Here is a 25,313-nt window from a genome sequence, read left to right on the forward strand (position 1 = left end):
ATGTATTTAAATAAAAGAGTAATAAAAAAGGGAGCTAATTAGCTCCCTTTTTTATTACTCTTTTATTCTTCTTCGTCATTCTCAACGATTTCAAAAAAGCTAAAAACATTACCCCCGTAACGTTTTTCATAGCTATAAAAAGGGTGTTGAGATAAGTCTGTATGTTTAGAGTGTTCAATAATTAAAAGACCATCTTCATTTAATAAACCGCGATCAAAAATAATATCAGCAATTTTTAAAAACTGACTTTCTTCAAAGTCATAAGGAGGATCAGCAAAAATAACATCTGTTTTAAGAGGTGTTTTTTCTAAAAACTTATATACGTCACTTTTGTAGCTAGTAATATTCATATCTAACTCCTTTGAAGTTTGATTAATAAACTTTATACAAGCAAAATGAGCATCAACAGCATATATAGTTTCTGTACCTCTAGAAGCAAATTCGTAACTAATATTTCCAGTTCCTGCAAATAAATCTAATACTGAAATATTTTCAAAGTAATAGAAGTTATTTAAAATATTAAATAAAGACTCCTTTGCCATATCAGTTGTAGGACGTACAGGTAAGTTTTTAGGAGCTGTAATTCTTTTACTTTTATATTTTCCAGAAATAATTCGCATTAGGCTATAAGTATAAAATTAGAATGGTTCGAAAAGTCTTCACTATCTGCAAAAAAGCTATTTACAGGATTCATAAAATGAATATTTCGAACGTATGTGTAAGTAATAGAGTATGTATCTGATTCTTTTTCAATATTACCAATAAAAGTTAACTGAAAGGAATTTGGATCCATTTGTAACTGTTCAGCAGTAAAAAGAATATAATAGATAAAGTCCTCTTTTGTGTTATATGAAAACGAGTTGTAAAATAATAGTTTCCCTTCCTTACAAACAACAATATCTAAATGAGAAGGAGAAACATGTACAAAAAATTGCTCCTCAGAATCATTTTCAGAGTAATTGAGTAGTTTATCAATTAAAACTGTTGAATGATGCTTGTATTCAAATTCTCCAAAGTTTTGAAAAAGATAGTTGTTAATGTTCACATAAGGTATGTAAACTGTATTAGCAGCTATTCCATTATGTAAATCATAAGTAATAAAATCTGTTTTTAGTGTTTTTACATCATATTTTAAATAAGGAGCTAAGTTATTTCTATCAAAAAGCTTATTGGGAACTAACGTCGCCAAATTATTTTGATGAATAGCAAAAACGGATGTAAAATCTTGTTGTAAATCTTTGTCAGTGTCAAAAACATGAATAATTCTTTCTAGTAAAAGTTCAGGAGAAGGAGTAGTACTAGAAAAGGTATACTCAGTAAAAAGAAGAGGTTCTTTAGTATCTGAGTTTGAAATACAAAAAGAAAATCCATCCAAACTAAATTGGATGGATAGACTTTTATGCTGCGCAAAAGCGCTATTTTTTTTACTCTTTTTTTGCAATTGCTTCACCTTTATCGTAATAAGGAGGCCAGTTACCACCTACAGTTACTTCAGTTAAAGAACCAACAGAAACAAATTCACCTTTAATTTGGTCTGTCTCAATAGCTTCTAATTCTTGTTTTATCAAAGAAGGATTCATTCCTGTTAAGATAGGCTTCTTAGAAACTTTAGCTTCAAAAACAGGAACTTCTAAACCAGCAACTTTTTCAACTCTACCAGTAGCTAATTCAAATTGCTCTGTTGTACCAGGAACATCAAACATAGTAGCATACTCTTTACCTTCAAAATATTTTAAAACAGGTTCGTATCCTACAGTATCAATAACTTTAACAGATATGTCTTTAGTAATACCACCACCTAATTCAATTGTTTTCTCAACGTTTTTAGTTTCGGTAATAGCTAATTGACCGTTCTTAATAAAGGTAAGTAAAGTGTCTTTATTGTTAGTATATGTTCCGTAAACTTCTTTATATTTTACTTCAGCGTCTCGAATCAACTTTAAATTCTTAATAACCTTAGCATAACGTACTCTTTTGTCTTTGTTAAAATTGATAGGCTCCATAACACCATTATAAATTTTATATACTAAAAAGACAGTTGCTCCTAATAATAATATTGAGACTAACCATCTCATTTTTAGAGGAACAAACTTAACAACAAGTAATGCTAAAAGAACTGCAACTACAACAGCTGCTAAAATCATTAATAATAAACTCATTTTTTTAATTTTTAATGTATGATATTCGCAAATCTACAATTTTTTTTCAATGATGAAAATAATTAATTTATAAATAGACTTATCTTTGAATATTATTTGATATATGATACAAACTGCTTCGAAATTTTATAAAGAAATACTACAAAAGTTCCCATACACACCTACAGAAAAGCAAAATGAGTTATTAGATGTATTAACAGACTTTATTTTTTCGGATGATAATTGTGCTTTATTTTTGTTAAAAGGGTATGCAGGAACAGGAAAAACAACCATAATAAGTACTGTTGTTCATAATTTATGGAAGATAGGACAAAAAGCAGTTTTACTAGCACCTACAGGACGTGCAGCGAAGGTGATTTCAGGATATTCTAATCGACAAGCATTTACTATTCATAAAAAAATATACTTTCCTAAAAAACAAAGTAGTGGTGCAGTAAACTTTGTAATGCAACCCAATAAGCATACAGATACCCTTTTCATTGTTGATGAAGCTTCTATGATTTCTGATGAAAAACAGAACGCTAAATTATTTGAAAACGGTTCTTTATTGGATGATTTAATTTCGTATGTATACTCAGGAAAAAATTGTAAAATTATTTTTATTGGTGATACTGCGCAGCTACCACCCGTAAAATTAACGATGAGTCCAGCTTTGGAAGCGGATAAGCTCTCTTTCGAATTTAACAAAGAAGTTACAGAAATTGAGTTAGATGAAGTGGTTCGACAAGAAGAAGGTTCTGGAATTTTGGCTAATGCAACCGATTTACGCTTATTAATTCAGAACGATTCAACACATTTTCAGTTTGATGTAAATTACCCAGATATTATTCGATTACAAGACGGATATGATATTCAAGACGCAATAACTACTGCTTATGATGGTGAAATAGGTGTAGAGGATACAGCAATAATTGTGCGCTCAAATAAACGAGCAAATCAGTACAATCAACAGATAAGAACTAAAATTCGCGGACAAGAAAACGAAATTTCTACGGGAGATTATGTAATGGTGGTGAAAAATAACTACTACTGGTTAAAAGACTCTTCTTCAGCAGGATTTATTGCTAATGGTGATATTTGTGAGGTGATGCGTATTAATGCAATTAAAGAATTATACGGATTCAAGTTTGCCGAAGTGGAAGTTCGCATGATTGATTATCCTGATATGAAACCTTTTGAAACGGTTTTACTCCTAGATACACTTACAAGTGAAAGCCCGTCATTAACTTATGAGGAATCTAATCGTTTGTATGAAGCTGTAAAGGAGGATTTTGCGCATGAAAAATCTAAATACAAGCAATTTATGGGAGTGAAGAAAAATAAGTATTTTAACGCACTTCAAGTGAAGTTTTCATACGCAATGACTTGTCATAAATCACAAGGGGGACAATGGAAAACTGTTTTCATAGAGCAACCATACTTACCAGACGGTGCATCAGTAGAATATTTACGTTGGTTATACACAGCTGTTACTCGTGCCCAAGAAAAATTGTACTTAATAGGGTTTAAAGATGAATATTTTTTAGATTAAGAATAGTTTTTGTACTCTTCTCTGTTAGTAAATGAGGGTGGTATAATTTTTTCTTTGTAGAAATGTTAGCATTTTGTTAATGTACTTCATACTTTAGTTAAAAAAGTTACATTTGTGTATTACTCAAACTATTAAAAATGCACAAAAAAGTACTTTTATTACTGTCTTTTTTATTGATTTCACTAACAATAAATGCACAAAAACCACAAAAACTTACTTCAAACCAAATTTACGAGAAAGTTCAAAAACTAAACTTTTTAGGCTCTGCATTGTATATTGCTGCACATCCAGATGATGAAAATACACGTTTAATTGCTTATTTATCTAATCATGAAAAGGCAAGAACAGGATATTTGTCATTAACGCGTGGTGATGGTGGTCAAAATTTAATAGGTTCTGAAATGCGAGAACTATTAGGAGTTATTCGTACACAGGAGTTACTAGCTGCAAGAGGAGTAGATGGAGGAGAACAACGTTTTTCTAGAGCTAATGATTTTGGATATTCAAAACACCCTGATGAAACGTTAAAAATTTGGGATAAAGATAAAGTATTAGCCGATGTAGTTTGGGCAATACGTACTTTCAAGCCGGATGTAATCATTAATCGTTTTAATCACAGAACACCAGGAACTACACATGGTCATCATACTTCATCGGCAATGTTAAGTGTGGAAGCTTTTGATTTGGCTAATGACAAAACAAAATATCCTGAGCAATTAGAATATACCAATACATGGAAACCAAACAGGTTGTTTTTTAATACTTCTTGGTGGTTTTACGGTAGTCAAGAGAAGTTTGCAAAAGCAGACAAAAGTAAAATGTTAAGTTTTGATATTGGAACGTATTATCCTTTAAAAGGGTTGTCAAACAATGAATTAGCATCTATTGCAAGTAGTCAACATTTATGCCAAGGCTTTGGTAGATTAACTACTAGAGGAACTCAAACAGAATATGTAGAGTTCTTAAAAGGAGATTTTCCTAAAGACAAAAAAGATATTTTTTCAGGAATCAATACCACATGGAATAGAGTAGAAGGTGGAGGAGAAATAGGAGATATTTTATATGATGTTGAACAAAATTTTGATTTTGTAAATCCGTCAAAACACCTTCCAGATTTGTTAAAAGCATATCAAAAAGTTCAAAAACTAAAAGACGAACACTGGAAAACAATTAAAACCAAAGAACTAAAGGAAATCATTGAAGCCTGTGCAGGTTTGTACTTGGAAGCTTCAGCAGAAAGTTCTAGTGCAACACAAAGTAGTTCAGTAAATGTTGATTTTGAAGTGTTAAATAGGAGTGGAGTTTCAATGGAGTTATCTTCCGTAAAAATACTTCCAGAGAATAAAAAAATAACGAAAGACTTAGATTTAGCGAATAACGAAAAGAAAACGTTTACAGAAACTATTTCAATACCTGAGATGACGTATTCATCACCGTATTGGCTGCAAAAACCATGGAGTTTAGGAATGTACACAGTAGAAAATCAACAACTAAGGGGGAAACCTGAAACTCCTAGACCAATTCAAGTACAATTCAATTTAATGATAGAAAATGAGTCTGTTTCCTTTATGAAGCCAGTAGTATATCGTTACTCAAAAAGAGATAAAGGAGAAATTTATGAGCCATTTGAGGTGTTACCTAAAGTAACAACAAAATTATTGAATAAAGTATTAGTTTTTTCTTCAGAAAAATCTCAAAAAGTAACTGTAGAAGTTCGTTCAGGAGCAAAAAATACTAGCGGAATTGTAGAGCTGAATGCACCTAAAGGATGGGAAGTTACACCAAAAGAAGTAAAGTTCTCCATAGCTCAAAAAGGAGATATTCAATTGATTGATTTCATGGTTGCCCCAACACAAAAAGAATCAGAAGGAGTATTAAAAGCTATAGCAAAAGTTGAAGGAAAAAATTATGATAAAGAATTGATAGAAATCAATTACAATCATATCCCTAAGCAGTCAGTATTATTACCATCACAAGCTAAAGTTGTACGTATGAATATCAAAAAGAACGGTACAAAAATAGGATATATTCAAGGTTCTGGCGATGCAATTCCAGAAAGCTTACAACAAATAGGATATGAAGTAACAGAATTGAATGTAAATGAGATTAATGGCAATTTAGGGCAATTTGATGCAGTTGTTGTTGGTATTAGAGCGTACAATACGACAAAAGAGTTACAGTTTAAGCAAAAATACTTGTTAGAATATGTGAAAAATGGAGGAAATGTGATCGTTCAATACAATACAAACAGAAGAGTAGATGTACAAGCTCCGTACAATTTACAGTTATCTCGTGATAGAGTTACTGATGAAAATGCAAACGTAACATTCTTAGCTAAAGAACATTCTATTTTAAATTACCCAAACAAAATCACTGAAGCTGATTTTGATGGTTGGGTACAAGAACGTGGACTATACTTTCCAAACAAATGGAGTAAAGAATACACGCCTATTTTATCAATGCATGATAAAGGAGAGTCAGCTAAAGATGGAAGTTTACTTGTAGCGAAATATGGAAAAGGAAACTATATTTATACAGGGTTAAGTTTTTTTAGAGAGTTACCAGCAGGTGTTTCTGGAGCATACAAACTGTTTGCTAATTTATTGTCAGTTAAAGAAAATAAAACTGATGAGAATTAGAATAGTTTTTAATTCAGTAAAAATTAAAGAAAAGCAAGGTTTTAAACCTTGCTTTTTTTATTTAAAATATTAATAAAAATAGATTTCTAAGTAAGTACAAACTAAACGAAAAGTAATCTTTTGTGATTGAGATAACTTTAATTACTTTTGACGCCAAATATTAAAAAAAATATATGAAAAGACTACTACTTTTTACGCTAGTCCTTTTTGGCGTATATGTAAATGCTCAAGAAATTTCTCAAAGTGATAAAGATGCTTTAATAGCGTTTTATAATGCTACAGATGGAGCAAATTGGACAAACAAATGGGATTTGAATGACTCTCCACAGAATTGGTATGGAGTAAAAACGAATGTGGTTTTTGGTGCATCGGGTGCCGAAAGACATGTTGATGAAATTAACCTACCTAATAACAACCTAGTTGGGACTTTACCATCAGAATTAGGAAGTTTGAAGAGTTTGAATTTGTTAAATCTTTCAAATAATTCAATTTCTGGAGCTATACCAGGAGGCTTAGGTTCTGCAAAAGATCTTAATTATTTATATCTTCAAAACAACCAATTATCAGGAGATATACCTGTTGAACTTTTTACGCTTACTGAAAGGCATTTTGTAGAAATAAATCTAAGTTCAAACTTGTTAACGGGGAAATTACCGGTGGAAATAGGGAATGCAATTGCAAACGTGGGTGATGTTTATGTATCAAACAATTTGCTTACAGATTTACCAGATTATACAGCGAGTACTTTATTTAGAATAAATACATTAGATATAAGTAATAATAATATTCCTTTCGCTGTGTTTGAAAGAGCTTCTTCTTTTGACAACATAGCTAAAGTATTAGAAGATAATGTAGCAACGCTTACTTATAGTCCACAGAACAAAATCAACGAGGAAGAAAACATTGTTTTTGAGGAAGGAACAAATGTTAGTTTTTCGGTAACAGGCTTGTCAAGTACTAATAACACCTATCAGTGGTTTAAGAATGGAGCTTCAATTACTGGAGCTACTAGTGCTACTTACCAAATAACTAGTGCTAGTTTAGCAGATGCAGGTACGTATTATTGTGAAATACAAAATTCAAGTGTACCAAACTTAACTTTAAAAAGGAATAACATTGTTTACAGAACTGTAGAGTCTATTAATGATAAAAATGCTCTTATAGCATTGTACAATGCTACTAATGGGGTTAATTGGACAGATTCTTGGGATTTAAATGAAGACATAAGTACTTGGAAAGGTGTAACTGTAAATACTGCTGGTAGGGTAACAGAATTAAATCTAAGTAATAGAGGACTTAATGGAACATTGCCTGTAGAGATTGGTAATTTATCAGAATTAAAGAGGTTTTGGATTCAAGGAGGCTTATCGGATACATTAACAGGAAATATACCTTCTACTATATGTAATCTTCTTAAGCTAGAACATATAATCATTTCCAAAGTAGGCAATGGTATTATACCAAGTTGTCTTTTTACCATACCATCCTTAAAAATTATAAGCATAAGTGGTAAAGCAGGTAATTCGCCTACACTAGATATTCCTGATGACTTGTCGAGTCTTACAAATCTTACAAATCTATCTTTAAAATATGTAGACCTTTCTTCTGAAGGTGATTTTCCAACAAGCTTTTTTCAATTAACTAATTTAGAGAGGTTATCTCTTGATACTGTTAGTATAAAAGGAAGTTTTCCTGTAGGGTTAAGTAGCCTAACTAAATTAAGGTATTTAGATATTAGTGGGAATATAACAGGAAATATTCCAGATGAAATAGGGGAGCTTACTAACTTAAAAACTCTTAGTATTCGAAATACACCACTTACAGGATTGTTGCCTACCTCAATAGGGAATTTAACCAATTTACAAGGCTTAACAATAGTTGGAACAGCTATTGAAGGAGGAATACCAGCTTCTTTTTCAAATCTGACCTCTCTTACGACATTAAATCTTTCTAGAAATAAATTAACAGAACAGGTTCCTTCATTTATCAACACTTTTAGTGCTTTAAGTTTTCTAAGCCTTAGAGAGAATAATTTTTCTGGACTAATTCCAGATTTTACAGTTTTAAAAGGTTTGCAAACTTTAGAAATACAAAATAATAACTTTGTTTTTAATGATTTTGAAAATGAGTTTACAACCTACAAAATATCTATACCTACAAGGTTTACATATAAACCACAATTTAAAATAGATATAAAACAAAATATTACTGTTGTAGAAGAAGAATCAATTACTTTAACAGCCGAATCAACCAACAGTGTTAATAATACATATCAATGGCGTAAAGATGGGGTTAATATAGCAGATGCTACTAGTCGTTCTTATGTAATAAATAGTACAGCTTTAACAGACGGTGGAGTATATGATTGTGTCATAAACAATACTATTATTACCGATTTAACATTGTATAAAAATACAATAATATTAAATGTAGAACCCAAAGACTCTGATAATGATGGAGTAGATAATGACAAAGATTTATGTCCAAATACACCAACAGGGGAGTCGGTAAATGCAGACGGATGTTCGGATAGTCAATTAGATGATGATAATGATGGAGTAAATAATGATAAAGATTTATGTCCAAATACACCAACAGGAGAATTAGTAAATGCAGACGGATGTTCGGAAAGTCAATTAGATGATGATAATGATGGAGTAAATAATGATAAAGATTTATGTCCAAATACACCAACAGGAGAATTAGTAAATGCAGACGGATGTTCGGAAAGTCAATTAGATAATGATAACGATGGAGTAAATAATGATAAAGATTTATGTCCAAATACACCAACAGGAGAATCAGTAAATGCAGACGGATGTTCGGAAAGTCAATTAGATGATGATAAGGATGGAGTAAATAATGATAAAGATCTATGTCCAAATACACCAACAGGAAAATTAGTAAATGCAGACGGGTGTTCGGAAAGTCAATTAGATGATGATAAGGATGGAGTAAATAATGATAAAGATTTATGTCCAAATACACCAACAGGAGAATCAGTAAATGTAGACGGATGTTCGGATAGTCAATTAGATGATGATAACGATGGAGTAAATAATGCTATAGATTTATGTCTAAATACTCCAATAGGAGCGATTGTAAATGAAAAAGGATGTTCAGAAAATAATAGTGATAAAGAAGCACTTATAGCGCTTTATAATGCTACTGATGGAGTAAATTGGACAGAAACATGGGATCTTAATGCTCAAATGAGTACATGGAAAGGTGTTGTCTTAGATACTTATGGTAACGTTACAAAATTGGATTTATATTTTAACAATTTAGTAGGAACCTTACCACCAGAAATAGGGAATTTAACTAATTTAACTTTTTTAAATATTTCTTCGAATAAGTTAACGGGAGAAATTCCAACACAAATAGGAAATCTTATTAAATTAAAAGAATTAAGTATTTCAAATAATCAACTATCTGGAGTAATACCTAAAGAGATTGGAAAATTAACCCTTTTAGAGAGGTTAAGTTTAGGTAGTAATCAACTTACAGGTGCTATACCAATTGAAGTAACTAATTTAACTAAATTAAGAGATCTCCATTTATCACAAAATCAATTGTCAGGAGAGATACCTAAAGAAATAGGAAAATTAACCTTTTTAGAGAAATTAAGTTTATATACAAATCAGCTTATAGGAGAGATTCCACTAGAAATAGGTAATCTTACGAACTTAACATACTTAAATATAGCTAATAATAAATTGACAGGAGCTATTCCAAAAAGTATAGGAAATTTAATAAAAATACAAAACATTTCTATAGGAACAAATCAACTTACAGGAGAGATTCCACAAGAAATAGGTAACCTCACTAATTTAAGATTTTTATATTTATTCAATAATCAATTAACAGGAGAAATACCATCAGAAATAGGTAACCTTGTTAGCTTAGATTACATATCGTTGAAAAGTAACAATTTAACAGGAATAATACCAGCAGAGTTAGGTAACCTTATTAATTTAAAATTTCTGATATTGGAAAAAAATAAATTGTTTGGATCTATACCTTCTGGGATAGAAAATTTAGTGAAGTTAAGATGGCTTAGTTTAGCTGAAAACGAATTAACAGGAATAATACCAATTGAAATAGGTAATCTAATTAATTTAGAATATTTGAAATTAGATAAAAATAACTTATCAGGACCAATACCTTCTGAGTTTGGAAATCTTAATAAGTTGGAAAGTGCATATTTGAGAGAAAATCAATTATCAGGAAAAATACCTTCTACCATTAAAGATATGGATAGTCTTGATATTTTAGTTATAGAGAACAATAATTTTGTTTTTGAAGATTTGGAAGATGAATTCTCGCTAATTATGAATAAATTAAAGCACTATGTATATGATTCACAAGCACACTTAGATGTATCAAAAGAAATAACAGTTAAACAAAATGAAAGTATAACTTTTAGTGTTGAAGGAACTTCAAGTCCAAATAATATTTATACTTGGCGTTTAAATGGAAAAAACATTCTAAATACTAAAGATAAAACGTTTACTATAAGTAAAGCTGACATTGATGATAATGGAGTATATGATTGTCTTATAACAAATAGTGTGGTTACGAATTTAGGATTATTTAAAAAACCAATCACCTTAAATGTAGAAATAATAGATGTAGACAATGATGGAGTTAATGATGATATTGATCAATGCCCGAATACAGTTGAAGGTAGTGTCGTTGATGCTAATGGTTGTGCTCAATACCAATTAATTGATATAGCTCCTAGTGATATTCAGGTCATGGTAAGCAGTACCACTTGTCCTGATAAAAGTAACGGTGTTGTAAACCTTTCATTTAATAAAGATTATACCTATAAAGTAATTTTGGTAGGACAAGGTGTAATAAATAAAACTTTTGATAATGTAAATCATACTTCTGGATTAGAAATTACAGAGTTACCTGTAGGAAGTTATGAAATATGTGTTACTGCGTCAGAGTTACCTAGTTTTAGCCAATGTTACAATGTAATGGTTAGCGCTCCAGCAGCCTTAAAAGTTTCTCAAACTAGTTTAAAAGGTACTTCACTTACGTATCAAGTTTCAGGAAGTGAAAATTATAAAGTAACCGTAAATAACAAAGAGTATTTGTATACTTTTAAAGATGCTGGTAAACAAGAAATAATAGTTAATCTAGATAATGGAAACAACTCTGTAGAAATAACAACAAATAAACCATGTCAAGGTATTTATAACAAGAGCGTTACAATTAAAGGTATTACATTGTATCCTATTCCAGTTACAAATTACCTAAACATTTCTGGTGTTACAGATAATTCGGCTATAGTAATCGTAAGAAGCCTTGAGGGAGCTACTGTATTATCAACTAAACTTGATGTTTATAACGGAGTAGCTAAATTGCCAATGAATACTATTGCTACAGGAATGTATCTTGTAACAGTTACTACTTCAACACAAACTGTTAATACCAAAATATTCAAAAAATGAGAAAACTAATATTTATACTATTTATACAATTAATTTTAACTTCTTGTGGAGGAGGAGGAGGAAGTGAAGATCCAGTACCATCAGAACCAGAATTAGGAGCTTTTGAGTTAGTTTTTCCTGTAAATAATACGCTTTGTACAGAAGGAACTGAAGTATCTGATACCGAAGTTTCTATTCCTTTAAAATGGAGTAATTCTACAAATGCTATATCTTATGAAGTGGTACTTACTAACACTGAAAGTGGAAATAGAATTGAAAAGATGACTAACACTAATTCTATGAGTGTTATTTTGCCAAAAGCAACAAAATTTTCTTGGAATGTAACTGCTATTTTACAAAATAAAGGAAAACAGAGTAATAGTGCTTGGAATTTTTATACAGAAGGAGTTTCTGTTTCTAATCATGCTCCATTTCCTGCGAGTATAACATTAGAAGATAATAAAGATGGTACGATTAATATCAGTTGGGAAGCATCTGATCTTGACAATGACATTTTAAAATACAAAGTATATTTAGGGGAGTCAAAAGATTCAGTTGAATTGATAAAAGAAACAGAAAGTACTTTTATTGAAAAACAAAGTATTGATTATAACACGACTTATTTTTTAATGGTTGTGGTCTTAGACAAAAATGGAAACTCATCGTCTATTTATAAGGAATTCCAGTTTAACATTTAGATAAATTGAACTTATCTTTTAAAAAAGCTAGAGTAGTTTAACTACTCTAGCTTTTTTACTTAAAAAGATTAATAGAAACCGTTGCCAATTCTGAATTTGGAAATTTTCTAAACGTATTTGTATCGTAAGTCAACCCAATAGCTTCCATAGCGTTCATATACTCATCAAGTTCAATAATATATTGGTCGGAATAGCCATGTGTTGCGTCGTAGGCAGTTGCAGCTGTTTTTCCTAAGTTTTTAGCAACCGATTCTGGTTTTGAGGTATGTAATTCAATTAATAACAATCCAAATTTACAGATATAGGGTTTCCATTTATTGAAATGTTGTTTTAATGATTCTACCACAAGGTTATTGTTTAAACGTTTTCCTCTGTAAGCATAAGCTCCAGTTGAATTGGTAATAGTTAAATTATCGTTGGGAGTAGGCTTTTGCCAAATTCTGTTGTGATCTAAAAAGGTGCGGACATTCAATAAATCAGAAAGATTAATGCCATATTTATCATGTAAATCTTCTGATAACGCTTTAGGGTTCCCAATATCTCCCCAAATCACTTTCGCCCAAATATCGGCTTGTACCAGATTTTTACGAGTAATTTTTAATGCAGCTTCGTTATAATCGACACCAATAAGTAAAAGTGGATAATCCTCCAACATAGTACCTCTTTTGGTTTGATGTTCAATTACGTTAAATAAATGTTTTAAAAAAGCACCATTACCACAACCAACATCTAAAATTCCTTTAGGTTGCTCATTAATAGGTTTGTTAAATAGATTGATGATTATTTCATCAATAACTTTAAAATAGGTTGAGTGTGCGCCACCACTTCCCCAAACGTTCATTTCTCTATTTACATGAATTTCGTCATTTCCAACTTCTGAAGTTCTGAAAATATCAGGGTTTCCAAATATAAGTTTGTCTAGTTTTCTAAGTGTGGGTATGTACGATACTGTAACTCCGTAAGCACTTGCTCTTCTTGCAAAAAATAAGCCTTCATCAGTAAATTCATATGAGTCATTTGTTTTGGAAAACCAACCTAAATTGGTTAATAAATCAAGTAGTCGACTAAAATTATCAGCGTCTTTATGAAATTCATCGGCACTAAACTTAGTTTGCATAAAGTATTTATGAAACATACCGCTCATTCCTAATAAAACTATTGTTGGACCAACGATAATTCCTTCAATATGTGTAAGAATTTGCGCTATGATTTCTTTTTCTTCGGAAGTTGATAGAGGTTCAATTCCGAAATTGTTTGTAAAGTTTTTATATAGGTTTTCTAGCTTTATAAAAGGTTCAATTTCAAATTTTCGTGCGCTATAATTTTCAGAAAACTTCAACAATGAAAAAGCTTCTTTATATAAGTGAAAATAAGAAAAAGCAATAGTAGAAGCTTTATTTACTTCAAACTGAACTTTATTTTGAGTGTTGTCTACATGTTGTGTTAGCCAACCTTGTGAGCAGAGTGTTCTTAAGGCAACATTTAAGTAGCCATCATTAGCTTTGAAATGATTGGTGATTTCAGTTAAACTAATTGATTTTTTATCTAACAAATATTCTGTAATTCCTTTTTCATGTAAAGTGTAGGCTGCAGGACAAGTTACAATTCCGTCTAAGTGACGAAACAATCTACTTCTTAATGCAGATTTTTCTTGTTTTGTTAACATATAGAGAGATTATTTGTCTTAAATATAGCTATTTAAGTTTAAACGTACTCTATCTAATTTTAAGTAAGACTATTGATAGGTGAATGTAAAAGATATAATATTTATAATATCTGAACTTGTAGACTCTTTCTTTTGCTCAAGGCAATTTCCTTTGTAGTCTTTAGAGAGACATTCAAACTTGATTGTATTTACAAGATTGTTGTCTTTATCAGTAACTAAAATTTTTGAAAGCTGACCATTTGTGTATTGGTATTCATGTGTGTAAAACGTAGAGAAATTATCTACTATCTTATCAATTAATCCTTTTTGAGTATAATGAGCAATGATTTCATTTTGCTTATGCTGTTTTTGGGTGTAACAACTAATACGTTCTCGTTGTTTTGGTTTCCAGCGTGTTTTACAGTAATAAGGAAGTTTATTTGGATAAGAGCGTTTTTCAAACCAAAGACGTTTTTCTGTTTGTTCGATAATATTGCCTAGGTTATCAGTGGTTTTTGATGATTTTACACGTCCGTTTTTAGTAAAATATAGTTTTTTTGTTTGAATTAACTTTTTTTGATCGTTTTCTATTACATATGTCTCTTCTATCAAGCTCTTAATATCACTTGAAAAACCATGTTTTTTTAAATATTGTTTAAAGGCACAGGATTGAAGTATACAAACAAATAAAAAGAATAGTAACTGTTTCATTTTAAATGAAATTAGATACTATAATATACTAAGTTTTTTTACAATTTGGTTATGTACAAACGAATAATAGTCTTGATATTGAGGAAGTAGTACGTTTTTGTAGTTTTTGGTGTGTAGAATTGTTTCTAAAGGAAATAATTTAAGTTCGGCAACTTCTTCTTCTTGAAGAGTTAAATCTTTAACAGAAACTGTTAATTCTGCAATAAATACATGATGAAACTCATTATCGATAATTCCATTCGGATGATTTACCATGTGTTTTCGTGTACCTATTTTATGTAAGTTTTCAGAAAGAATATCAAAACCTATTTCTTCTTTAATTTCTCTGATAGCAGCAATTTTAATGTCTTCACCAGCGGCTATATGTCCTGCTACAGAAATATCCCATAAACCAGGAAACACTTTTTTTGTTAATGCTCTTTTTTGAAGTAGTATTTGTTGATCTGGAGTATATAACCAAATATGAATAGTAGGGTGGAAGTAGCCATTTTTGTGAGCTTCGGATTTTAGGCAAGTTTTTCCTGTGTAGTTTCCGTTTTCGTCAACAATATCTATTAATTCATCCATAAGAGGTTGGTAAAAAAACGTCATTACTTCCCTGTAATGACGTTTAATTATTTTTATTATTTGAAATAAGAGAAATTTTCTCCGTCTTCAATTTTTAATAAACTTTCGTAAATCATTTTAATTACGTTTTCAACATCTTCACGGTGTACCATTTCAACGGTAGTGTGCATGTAACGTAATGGTAATGAGATTAAAGCAGAAGCAACACCGCCATTGCTATATGCAAATGCATCAGTATCAGTTCCTGTAGCTCTTGATAGGGCAGAGCGTTGGAAAGGAATTTTGTTAGCTTCGGCAGTATCAATAATTAAATCTCTTAATTTTTGTTGCACAGCAGGAGCATACGCTACTACAGGACCTTTACCTAACTCTAAATGACCTTCTTTTTTCTTGTCGATCATAGGTGTAGTAGTGTCATGAGTTACATCGGTAACAATAGCAACATTAGGCTTAATTGTTTCAGTAATCATTTGTGCACCACGTAAACCAATTTCCTCTTGCACAGAGTTTGTAATATACAGTCCGAAAGGTAATTTTTTCTTGTTTTCGTGTAGTAAACGAGCTACTTCAGCAATCATAAACCCTCCCATACGGTTATCTAAAGCACGACAAACAAACTTATTTCCGTTCAAAATATGGAATTCATCTGGGTAGGTAATAACACAACCAACATGCACACCTAGTTTTTCTACTTCTTCTTTTGTAGCGCATCCTAAATCAATAAAAATATTATCAGGTTTAGGAGCTTCTTCTTTAGCTTTATTACGTGTATGAATTGCTGGCCATCCGAAAACACCTTTTACAATTCCGTTTTTAGTGTGAATGTTCACAATTTTACTAGGAGCAATTTGGTGGTCGCTACCTCCGTTACGGATTACATAAATTAACCCGTCATCAGAAATATAATTTACATACCAAGAAATTTCATCAGCATGTCCTTCAATAACTACTTTATATTTAGCATCAGGATTTATAACTCCTACAGCAGAGCCATAAGTATCTGTAATGAACTCGTCAACATAAGGTTTTAAATAGTCCATCCATATTTTTTGCCCTTCCCATTCGTATCCAGTAGGAGCAGCATTATTTAAATATTTTTCTAAGAAGTCTATCGACTTTTTATTTAAAATAGATTTATCAGCCATAACTTAAACGTTAATTTTAATGTTATTAATCTTTCTTTTCTTTTTCTTTAGGTTTATCAGCTCCCCAAAAACGTCTTTTTTCAATGAACTCTTCTTGTTCTTGAAGTTGTTTAGGTGTTAATACCTTTAAAAAAGATGGGTGTTGCTCTATAGCATATTCAATTTTCTCAACAATGCTAGCCACATCTTCATTTTCGTAATCAATTTCTAAAGGCTCTTTAATAACCATAGATTGTAGTACATTACGTTTCTTTATCATCAATCCTTTTTTGTCAAAAGAACGTCTAAACCCGTCAATTACTATAGGAACTACAATAGGCTTATAGGTTTTAATAATATGAGCTGTACCACGACGAATAGGCTTAAAAGGGGTAGTTGTACCTTGTGGGAAGGTAATTACCCAACCATCGTCTAATGCTTTACCTATATTAGAAATGTCAGACATTTTTACCTGTCTGTTTACATCTTTACCAGCGCTTCTCCAAGTTCTTTCAACAGAAACAGAACCTACATAAGCAAAAATTTTGGGAAGTAAACCAGAACGCATGGTTTCACCTGCAGCAACATAATAAATGTTTAGTTTAGGTTTCCATAAATATGCTACGTTTCTAATATTGTCGTCTCTACCTTTTAGAGCAGCGTTAAATACATGAAACATGGCTGCTACATCGGCAAAGTAAGTTTGATGGTTAGAAATAAATAGTACTTTTTGGTCGGGGAGACTTCTTAAAACATCCATTCCCTCTATTTGTAGGTCATTAAACTTACGGTAACGTCCGTGAGAAATAACTCCGAGAACTTGTATTAAAAATCTTTTAATGAACAATATATGTCCAAAAGGATTCCTTTTAAATAAAGGCATTTTTATAATCAGGTTTTATTAGTGTAAATGCTAAATTACAAAAGAAAACCATAAAAAAAACTATTTAAATAAATCTTTAATTTCTGAAAGCATCATGGCAGTTGCACCCCACACAATGTAATCGTTTAATTTAAAGCATGGTACCTCAATATTTTTCATGTATGAGGTTTCCATTTCTACTGAAGTTAAGTTTGAATCGTCTAATAAATCAGCTAATAAAACTTCAATAATTTCTGCAACTTCTTCATTTGGAGTAAAATGAGGTGTTTTTTCTGAAACACCTATAAATGGAGCTACTAAAAAGTTACTAGGAGGAATATAGGCGTCTGAAGTTTGTCGTATTATTTCAATAGATTTATAGTGTACACCAACTTCTTCAAAAGTTTCACGTAAAGCTGTTGTTTTTAGGTTATTATCCTCTTTGTCAAACTTACCTCCAGGAAAACTTATTTGTGATGAATGTGCACCATTATAGCTGGCTCTTTCTGTAAGTAAAAAACGTGTTTGGTTATTATTGTCAGGATAAAATAACGCTAAAACAGCTGCTTTTCTTGGGTTTTTACTTTGTATTAATTCTTCTGAAAAGCGTGTTCTTAACTTTGGAGCTAATTTAAATTGAGATGTTAAACCACCCAGTTGCTTTTGCTGCAATCGTTCTATTTGATTGATGAAGTCAGAAAAAGTCATTCGTTTTTAATCTTTTTTATTTACATAATAAGCTGCTATCCAGCCCGCAATAAAGAACATGTATCCAAGAACGGCATAAATAACCTGTTTTATATATTTATCCTTTGGGAACTCATGTTCACCGTCATATCTATAATCTGTGAAATTATTATCTCCTGGTATATTCCATATTTTTATTGAATCTTTTATTCCTTTTATTCTTTCTTTACCTTCTGGTAGAATTAAATCTTTTGATATATTTTTATTCGTTTTGAAATATACACATACTAACTGTCCCCCATGTGCAGTTTGAATTGATTTCATAGAGTCAATTACCACAATCTCTTTTTTGAACAAATGTGACTTTTCGATCATTCCATACCCTCCTCTGAATACTAGAGCTAATAGAAAAAAGCCTGCTATAGAGCCAAATTGTATAAAAATTAATATCGCTTTTGCCCATACTAATTTTTTCATTTTTTGATTCATTGGCGATTTTAGCGTGTTTACTTAGTTTTTTGTACTTTAGGACAAACTTATCAATTTACAAGATAAAAGTTATAAATTTTGGCTTGAATTTTGATTTGTTAAGTGTGGAATTAATTTAATACTAAATGAATAAAGAAAAAAAGTACCAAAAACTAGCATTAAGTTTATTGTTTGACGCTATTGGGTATGTATCTTATTTAATACCTGGGCTTGGAGAGTTGTCTGATATTGTTTGGGCACCAGCATCTGCGTATATAATGACAAAAATGTATAAAGGAAATAAAGGTAAAGTAGCAGGAGCCATTGCTTTTATTGAAGAAGCCATGCTAGGGTTAGATGTTGTACCAACATTTACTCTTATGTGGTTATATACTTATGTGTTTTCTTCAAAAGAATCAAAAACTACAATTGAAGTTTAGTCTTTTAAATCGTATAAAAAACAAAGAGCTTCCAATTTTGGAAGCTCTTTTTGTATTCTATAGCTATAAACTATTTTTTTATAATCTTTTTAGTAAACGATTTTTGACCGTCGTTTACTTCAAGAATATAAATTCCGTTATTTAAGCTTGAAATGTTAAGATTGTTATGAGTAACTTTTCCTATTAAAACTTGTTGACCTGTTAAGGTTGTAACTTTAAAAGTAGCATTTCTGTCATCTGCTAATTTAATTTTTACAAAATCTACACTAGGGTTTGGTAAAACACTAGCATCAAAGATAGAAACTTCATTTCCTAACTTTCCATCAATAGTAATATTACTATCTCCTAATCCTTTTGCGCTAGCACCTATGTTTACCGCATAATCTTCAACTTCACCATAAGAAAAAGTTTCACAAGGTGAAGGAGCTGCATTCCATTTCATTGATACACGCATTCTTGTAGTACCTGCTAAAGCAGAGGTAGGCACAGAAAAGTTGTAAGATAAATTACCAGAGCTAGATGAAGAGCCACTAACAACTTCTTCAGAAGATTCAAAAGTTCCGTTTTGGTTAAAATCAATCCAAACTTTCCAATATTCAGTATAAGAAGAGCTAGAAAACCCTGCACTCACAACTATAGTGTTACTTCCGTAAGGTAAATTGCCAGTTAAAGACGTAAAGTCTGCATATCCACTATTAGCGCCAGTAGTATTTGAAATTCCTCCGATAGCAACATTGTCAATCCATTCATAATTTACGTTATTCCCTTTAGTGCTACAGTAAGAAACTGTGTTTGCTAAAGTTGTTACATTTACTGTATTACTAGCTGAAGAAATATTATTAGCAGCATCTTTTGCTTTTACAGAAAATGTATAGCTTGTTGAAGCTGTTAACCCACTTACAGAATAGCTCGTAGCAGTAACAGTTGTTATTTTTGTGTTTCCTTGATACACTTCATATCCTGTAACACCAGTATCATCAGTTGATGCTGTCCAACTTAGGTTAACAGAAGTTTGTGTTATGTTAGAAGCAGCAACGTTAGTAGGGGTTGATGGAGCAGTAGTATCTGGAGTAGTAGACCCGCCATTAATGTTGTGGTTTCCCAAGCCGCTAAATGTATCTTTAGCTAAGATATCCCATTCAGAAGTTGTATAAGAACTGTTAGGAGATGTAACAGAAGATTTTCTTTGCATTGTTTTGTCTTGCGCAAATGTAGAAGAGCTATTAGGATCTCCAATTAAATCGATAAGGGTACTTCCTTTAAATAAACCAACAGCGTCGTTTCCGTTAAAAGAAATTACACCTGTGTCTGTTCTGTCTGCTTTGTTAAGTATTGTGCTAGAAGCACTACTATTAGCAATAACATAAACATTTCCATTTGTTAATTGACCACTTAAAGTTAAAGTATTAGTCCACCCGCCACCATTAGCGGCTTTTTTTAATGAATATCCAGATAAGTTTACAGTAGCTCCAGTAAAATTAGCAATTTCAATAGCTTTATTATTTGAAGAACCTTCTACATATTCAGAAATTAATAAATCTGTAGCTGTTCCGTTTCCTCCACCTGAACTAGTATTAGTTGTTACAGAAACTGAATTACTAGAGGTAGATTCATTACCTGCTGCATCTTTGGCCTTTACAGAAAAAGTATAATTAGTAGCTGCTGTTAAATTTGTAACAGTATAAGAAGTTGAAGAGGTTGTGGTTATTTTAGTAGCTCCATTATATACATCATATCCTGAAACACCAATATTATCTGTAGAAGCTGACCAAGTTAAATCAACTGTAGTTTCAGTAATGTTAGAAGCAGATAAGTTAGTAGGAGCAGTAGGAGCTTGGGTATCAGATCCACTACCTCCTCCAAATAAATCTTCAGCTTGAGGGCCTCCCCAAATTTCAGTAGCAAAAGCAGGGTTGTCAATAAAAGGATTACGATTTCCTTGAATACCTTCTAAAATAGGATTACGTTGTTTTTCAAAGTCAGATACGGGGTCATCTACATTCCATTGAATAAATAAAGCAAGCATGTTAGAGTCTGAAGCCATAGTAGCTCCTGTACCAACACCAGTAGGTAAACATTGATTACCGTAACGTAAATACATATACATCATCATGCGGGCAACATCACCTTTCCATTCATCACCAGGGTACCAGCCACCAGAAACACTACCAGCATTACCAGAACCATCTGCAAATTTTTTGCTACTTCTTTGAGAGTTGAAAGAAATATCAGCAGCTCTTAAATGATGCGCATCCGCTCCAGGACCAGAAGTTCCTAAATTAGGGTTTCCTAATGATTTAGCATATACGTGTTCTCTGTTCCATTGTGTACCAGCTGTACCACCGTTAGCATCCTTGTCCCTAGTTCTGTCAGTAACATAATTACCGTCAGTGTCACTATATCCGTAAATTAATAAAACTTTACTAGGATCGTTAGGATCTAAATCGGTTTGTTTTAAAGCGTTCCACACACCAGGAGTATATGATAAGTTAGTGGTATGTGTATTAATAATTTTTGTTGCTAGTTCATTTTTTAGAGCAGAACCTGATAAATTTAGATTTACATCGTTATAGTATGATGGAATCTGTGAAAAAACTGATAGAGATACTATCAAAAAAAAGAAGAGTAGTTTATGTTTCATAATATTTTCTTGAAATGTTAAAATTTTGTTAACTCGTTACAAATCAATAAAAAATATAATTTTCCAATGTTACCAAAAGGTTAATAATCAATCGTATATCTTTTGTAGATAACTAGTTTATAGTTTTTCCTTTATTTTGCGTAAATTTGCACGCTAAAATTAGAGATTGATTATGAAGATATCATACAATTGGTTACAACAATTTTTACAAACAGACTGGGAGGCTGAGAAAACAGGTGAGTTATTGACTGATTTAGGTCTTGAAGTTGAAGGAATAGAAACTGTAGAGAGTATTAAAGGAAGCCTTAAAGGAGTTGTCGTAGGTGAAGTTAAAACTTGTGAAAAGCATTCAAATGCGGACAAGTTAAAAGTTACTACTGTTGATTTAGGAGATGGTAACCCTGTGCAAATTGTATGTGGTGCACCAAATGTTGCAGCAGGTCAAAAAGTACCTGTAGCTACTGTTGGTACCATGTTGTATGATGAAAAAGGAGAAGGCTTTAAAATCAAAAAAGGAAAGATTAGAGGAGAAGAGAGTCACGGAATGATTTGTGCTGAAGATGAATTAGGTTTAGGACAAAGTCATGACGGAATTATGGTTCTAGACGAAAGTTTGGTTCCAGGTACTCCTTGTTCAGAAGTTTTTAATATTGAAACGGACCACGTTTTTGAAATTGGTTTAACACCAAACCGTGCGGATGCAATGAGCCATTATGGTGTTGCTCGTGATTTAAGAGCTGGATTAATTCAACAAGGAACTAATATTGAATTAATTTCTCCATCAGTATCAGATTTTCATGTTGATGAGCGTACTCACAAAATCGATATCGAAATTGAAGATAAAGATTTAGCTCCTCGTTATTGTGGTATAACCATTACTGATGTAGAAGTAAAAGAATCACCAGAGTGGATTCAAAACAGGTTAAAAGCAATTGGATTGACTCCTAAGAATAATATCGTAGATATTACAAATTACGTATTACACGAATTAGGACAGCCATTACATGCTTTTGATGCTTCTAAAATTAGAGGAGGCAAAGTAGTAGTAAAAACTTTAGAGGAAGGAACAAAATTTACTACTTTAGATGATGTAGAAAGAGAGTTATCTTCTGAAGATATTATGATTTGTGATGCGGATGATAATCCGTTATGTATTGGAGGAGTGTTTGGAGGAGCAAAATCAGGTGTAACAGAGCATACAACTTCTATTTTCTTAGAAAGCGCTTACTTTAATCCAGTATCGGTTAGAAAAACAGCAAAACGTCACGGATTAAATACGGATGCTTCTTTCCGTTTCGAAAGAGGAATTGATATTAATACCACAAAGTATGCTTTAAAGCGTGCTGCTTTATTAATTGAAGAATATGCAGGAGGAAAAATGTCTTCTGATATTTTAGATTTTTACCCAGTAAAGGTGGAAGATTTTGAGGTATTCTTATCGTTTGATAATGCATACAAATTAATAGGTCAGGAAATACCGAAAGAAACCATTAAAAAGATTTTAGCTTCACTAGATATTAAAATAAATAGTGTTACTGAGGCAGGTTTAGGGTTAGTTGTACCTTCTTATAGAGTAGATGTACAACGTGAGTCGGATATTATAGAAGAGATTTTACGTGTTTATGGATATAATAACATTGAGTTTTCTCATAAACTAAACACATCAATTTCTTTTGATAGTGATAAAAATGTTAAGATTGAAAACATTGTAGCTGACCAGTTAACGTCGATAGGTTTTAATGAAACTATGGCTAATTCGTTAACGAAAGCTGATTATATTGAGTTATCTGATAACTTGAACGCTGATTTTAATGTTGAAATGCTTAATCCGTTGAGTAATGATTTAAAAGTAATGCGTCAATCGTTATTATTTAGTGGTTTAGAGTCAGTTGCTTACAATATCAATAGAAAGAATAATTCATTAAAATTTTATGAGTTCGGTAAGACGTATCATAAATACGAAAGTGGATACCAAGAAGACAAGCATTTAACATTGTTTGTTACAGGAAATAGAACACAAGATAGTTGGAAAGTTGCTTCACAAGCATCAGACTTTTTCTATGTTAAAGGAGTTGTAACAGCTTTATTAAGTCGTTTAGGAATTGATAAACTAAAAACTACTCCAACAAAATCAGATGTGTTTTCTGAAGGAATCACATTAAGCTTAGGAAAAACTAAATTAGTAGAGTTAGGAGTTGTTAAAAGAGCAATTTTAAAAGAGTTTTCAATTAAACAAGAAGTATTATTTGCTGATTTTAACTGGCAAAATATTTTAGGTTTAGTTGGGAAGAAAAACATAAAAGTAGCTGATTTACCTAAATTCCCCGCTGTAAAGCGTGATTTAGCTTTGTTATTGGATAATAAAGTTGAATTCAAAGAAATTTATAATTTAGCATTTCAATCAGAAAGAAAGCTTTTAAAAGAAGTAGATTTATTTGATGTATACGAAGGAGATAAATTACCAGAGGGTAAAAAATCGTATGCAGTAAGTTTTGTTTTACAAGATGAAAACAAAACATTGGCAGATAAGCAAATAGATAAAATAATGCAGAAACTACAGCAAACATTCGAAAAGAGTTTAGATGCTGTATTACGATAATTCAGAAGCTCCATTTTTGGAGCTTTTTTTATATTTAACAAACAAGACAAACTAAAATAAACTGATGTACAAATTACTGATTCGCCCAATTTTTTTTCTTTTTGATCCTGAAAAAATTCATCATTTTACATTTTCATTGGTAAAGTTTTTATCGAAGATACCAGGAGTGCCATCTATTTTCAGAGGAATATATCAAGTAAATGATAAAAAATTAGAGCGTAACTTATTTGGTTTAACTTTTAAAAACCCTGTAGGGTTAGCGGCTGGGTTTGACAAAAATGCAGTGTTGTACAATGAGCTGGCTAATTTTGGATTTGGTTTTGTTGAAATAGGTACCGTAACACCAAAAGGTCAAGCAGGAAATCCGAAAAAACGCTTATTCCGTTTAAAAGATGATAAAGGAATCATAAATCGAATGGGTTTTAATAATGAAGGATTAGAAGCAGCGATTGAACAATTAAAAAAGAATAAAGGAAAGATTCTTATAGGAGGAAACATTGGTAAGAACACGAATACTGCCCCTGAAAATTATACAGAAGACTATGTAGCCTGTTTTAAAGGGTTGCATCCGTATGTAGATTATTTTGTACTAAATGTAAGTTGTCCAAATGTATCTAGTCATGCAAAACTTGAAGATGCTGATTATTTAAAGGAATTAATTACAGAAGTCCAAAAGTTAAACAACGCTGAAGCAGTACAAAAACCAATTCTATTAAAGATTGCCCCAGACTTAAATAATCAACAGTTAGACGAAATTATTGAATTAGTCGCTGAAACAAAGATTGATGGAGTGATAGCGTCGAATACTTCAGTAAATAGAGATAATTTAAAAGCATCTAAAGAACGCTTACAAGAAATAGGTAATGGAGGGGTAAGTGGACAACCGGTTAAAGATAGAAGCACAAGAGTGATTCAATACTTAACGGATAATTCTAATAAAGCATTTCCTATTATTGGAGTAGGAGGTATCCATTCTGAAAAAGATGCTTTAGATAAGCTAAATGCAGGTGCAGACCTAGTACAAATTTATACAGGATTCATTTACGAAGGACCAAGCTTGGTAAAAAGAATCAATAAGGCTATTTTAGCAGAAAGTTAATT

Annotated in this window: 18 protein-coding genes; 7 read left to right on the top strand and 11 right to left on the bottom strand. The window is 31.6% G+C overall.

Annotated elements, in window-relative coordinates:
• Positions 1 to 62 precede the first annotated feature (62 nt).
• Genes ACTPNM_RS08850 through ACTPNM_RS08860 form a run of 3 tightly spaced genes read right to left on the bottom strand, consistent with a single transcriptional unit; the run spans position 63 to position 2,159 of the window.
• Positions 63 to 620 carry an RsmD family RNA methyltransferase gene (locus ACTPNM_RS08850; RefSeq protein ID WP_274639737.1) on the bottom strand — a complete coding sequence of 186 codons (558 nt, stop codon included), beginning with the start codon at positions 618 to 620 and terminating at the stop codon, positions 63 to 65.
• Positions 620 to 1,450: a DUF3822 family protein gene (locus ACTPNM_RS08855; RefSeq protein ID WP_440121416.1), complete on the bottom strand. Its 831-nt coding sequence runs from the start codon at positions 1,448 to 1,450 to the stop codon at positions 620 to 622. The genes ACTPNM_RS08850 and ACTPNM_RS08855 overlap by 1 nt, the downstream gene beginning before the upstream one ends.
• Positions 1,425 to 2,159 carry a hypothetical protein gene (locus tag ACTPNM_RS08860; RefSeq protein WP_274639739.1) on the bottom strand — a complete coding sequence of 245 codons (735 nt, stop codon included), beginning with the start codon at positions 2,157 to 2,159 and terminating at the stop codon, positions 1,425 to 1,427. Before ACTPNM_RS08860 ends, ACTPNM_RS08855 begins: the two co-directional genes overlap by 26 nt.
• 103 nt (positions 2,160 to 2,262) lie before the next feature.
• On the opposite strand from ACTPNM_RS08860, the gene ACTPNM_RS08865 reads away from it, so the two are divergent.
• The 4 genes from ACTPNM_RS08865 to ACTPNM_RS08880 all read left to right on the top strand — a co-directional run bounded on the left by ACTPNM_RS08865 (position 2,263) and on the right by ACTPNM_RS08880 (position 12,468).
• Entirely contained in the window at positions 2,263 to 3,690 is a 1,428-nt protein-coding gene (locus ACTPNM_RS08865; RefSeq protein ID WP_440121417.1) for an ATP-dependent DNA helicase, read from the top strand.
• Positions 3,691 to 3,827: 137 nt separating this feature from the next.
• Positions 3,828 to 6,329, top strand: coding sequence for a PIG-L family deacetylase (locus tag ACTPNM_RS08870; protein WP_440121418.1), 2,502 nt, complete (start codon positions 3,828 to 3,830; stop codon positions 6,327 to 6,329).
• A 173-nt stretch (positions 6,330 to 6,502) separates the two neighbouring features.
• Entirely contained in the window at positions 6,503 to 11,791 is a 5,289-nt protein-coding gene (locus ACTPNM_RS08875; RefSeq protein ID WP_440121419.1) for a leucine-rich repeat domain-containing protein, read from the top strand.
• Positions 11,788 to 12,468, top strand: coding sequence for a hypothetical protein (locus ACTPNM_RS08880; protein ID WP_274639744.1), 681 nt, complete (start codon positions 11,788 to 11,790; stop codon positions 12,466 to 12,468). The genes ACTPNM_RS08875 and ACTPNM_RS08880 overlap by 4 nt, the downstream gene beginning before the upstream one ends.
• Before the next feature lie 55 nt (positions 12,469 to 12,523).
• On the opposite strand, the gene ACTPNM_RS08885 is transcribed toward ACTPNM_RS08880, so the two are convergent.
• The 7 genes from ACTPNM_RS08885 to ACTPNM_RS08915 form a co-directional block, all read right to left on the bottom strand.
• Positions 12,524 to 14,134 (bottom strand): class I SAM-dependent methyltransferase, encoded by a 1,611-nt coding sequence (locus tag ACTPNM_RS08885; protein ID WP_440121420.1) that lies wholly within the window; start codon positions 14,132 to 14,134, stop codon positions 12,524 to 12,526.
• Positions 14,135 to 14,203: 69 nt separating this feature from the next.
• A complete protein-coding gene (locus ACTPNM_RS08890) occupies positions 14,204 to 14,824 on the bottom strand; it encodes a hypothetical protein (protein WP_440121421.1) in 621 nt (206 codons plus the stop codon).
• 18 nt (positions 14,825 to 14,842) lie between these two features.
• Entirely contained in the window at positions 14,843 to 15,391 is a 549-nt protein-coding gene (locus ACTPNM_RS08895; RefSeq protein WP_440121422.1) for an NUDIX hydrolase, read from the bottom strand.
• Positions 15,392 to 15,447: 56 nt separating this feature from the next.
• A complete protein-coding gene (locus ACTPNM_RS08900; RefSeq protein WP_274639748.1) occupies positions 15,448 to 16,536 on the bottom strand; it encodes a M42 family metallopeptidase in 1,089 nt (362 codons plus the stop codon).
• Positions 16,537 to 16,561: 25 nt separating this feature from the next.
• A complete protein-coding gene (locus tag ACTPNM_RS08905) occupies positions 16,562 to 17,398 on the bottom strand; it encodes a lysophospholipid acyltransferase family protein (protein WP_440121423.1) in 837 nt (278 codons plus the stop codon).
• A gap of 60 nt (positions 17,399 to 17,458) precedes the next feature.
• Positions 17,459 to 18,085 (bottom strand): NUDIX hydrolase, encoded by a 627-nt coding sequence (locus ACTPNM_RS08910; protein ID WP_440121424.1) that lies wholly within the window; start codon positions 18,083 to 18,085, stop codon positions 17,459 to 17,461.
• A gap of 6 nt (positions 18,086 to 18,091) precedes the next feature.
• A complete protein-coding gene (locus ACTPNM_RS08915; RefSeq protein ID WP_440121425.1) occupies positions 18,092 to 18,541 on the bottom strand; it encodes a hypothetical protein in 450 nt (149 codons plus the stop codon).
• Positions 18,542 to 18,678: 137 nt separating this feature from the next.
• Here ACTPNM_RS08915 and ACTPNM_RS08920 point away from each other — a divergent pair, with 137 nt between their 5' ends.
• A complete protein-coding gene (locus tag ACTPNM_RS08920; RefSeq protein WP_440121426.1) occupies positions 18,679 to 18,972 on the top strand; it encodes a hypothetical protein in 294 nt (97 codons plus the stop codon).
• Between the two features lie 70 nt (positions 18,973 to 19,042).
• On the opposite strand, the gene ACTPNM_RS08925 is transcribed toward ACTPNM_RS08920, so the two are convergent.
• The gene (locus ACTPNM_RS08925) at positions 19,043 to 21,613 is read right to left on the bottom strand and encodes an endonuclease (RefSeq protein ID WP_440121427.1); all 2,571 of its coding nucleotides are present in this window, start codon (positions 21,611 to 21,613) and stop codon (positions 19,043 to 19,045) included.
• Between the two features lie 172 nt (positions 21,614 to 21,785).
• Between ACTPNM_RS08925 and pheT the strand changes: the two genes are divergently transcribed.
• Positions 21,786 to 24,212, top strand: coding sequence for a phenylalanine--tRNA ligase subunit beta (gene pheT / locus ACTPNM_RS08930; protein WP_440121428.1), 2,427 nt, complete (start codon positions 21,786 to 21,788; stop codon positions 24,210 to 24,212).
• A 64-nt stretch (positions 24,213 to 24,276) separates the two neighbouring features.
• Positions 24,277 to 25,311, top strand: a complete 1,035-nt coding sequence (locus ACTPNM_RS08935) for a quinone-dependent dihydroorotate dehydrogenase (RefSeq protein ID WP_440121429.1) — start codon at positions 24,277 to 24,279, stop codon at positions 25,309 to 25,311.
• Positions 25,312 to 25,313 lie beyond the last annotated feature (2 nt).

The sequence above is a fragment of the Tenacibaculum sp. Ill genome (assembly GCF_051938915.1).
Lineage (GTDB): Bacteria > Bacteroidota > Bacteroidia > Flavobacteriales > Flavobacteriaceae > Polaribacter > Polaribacter larymnensis.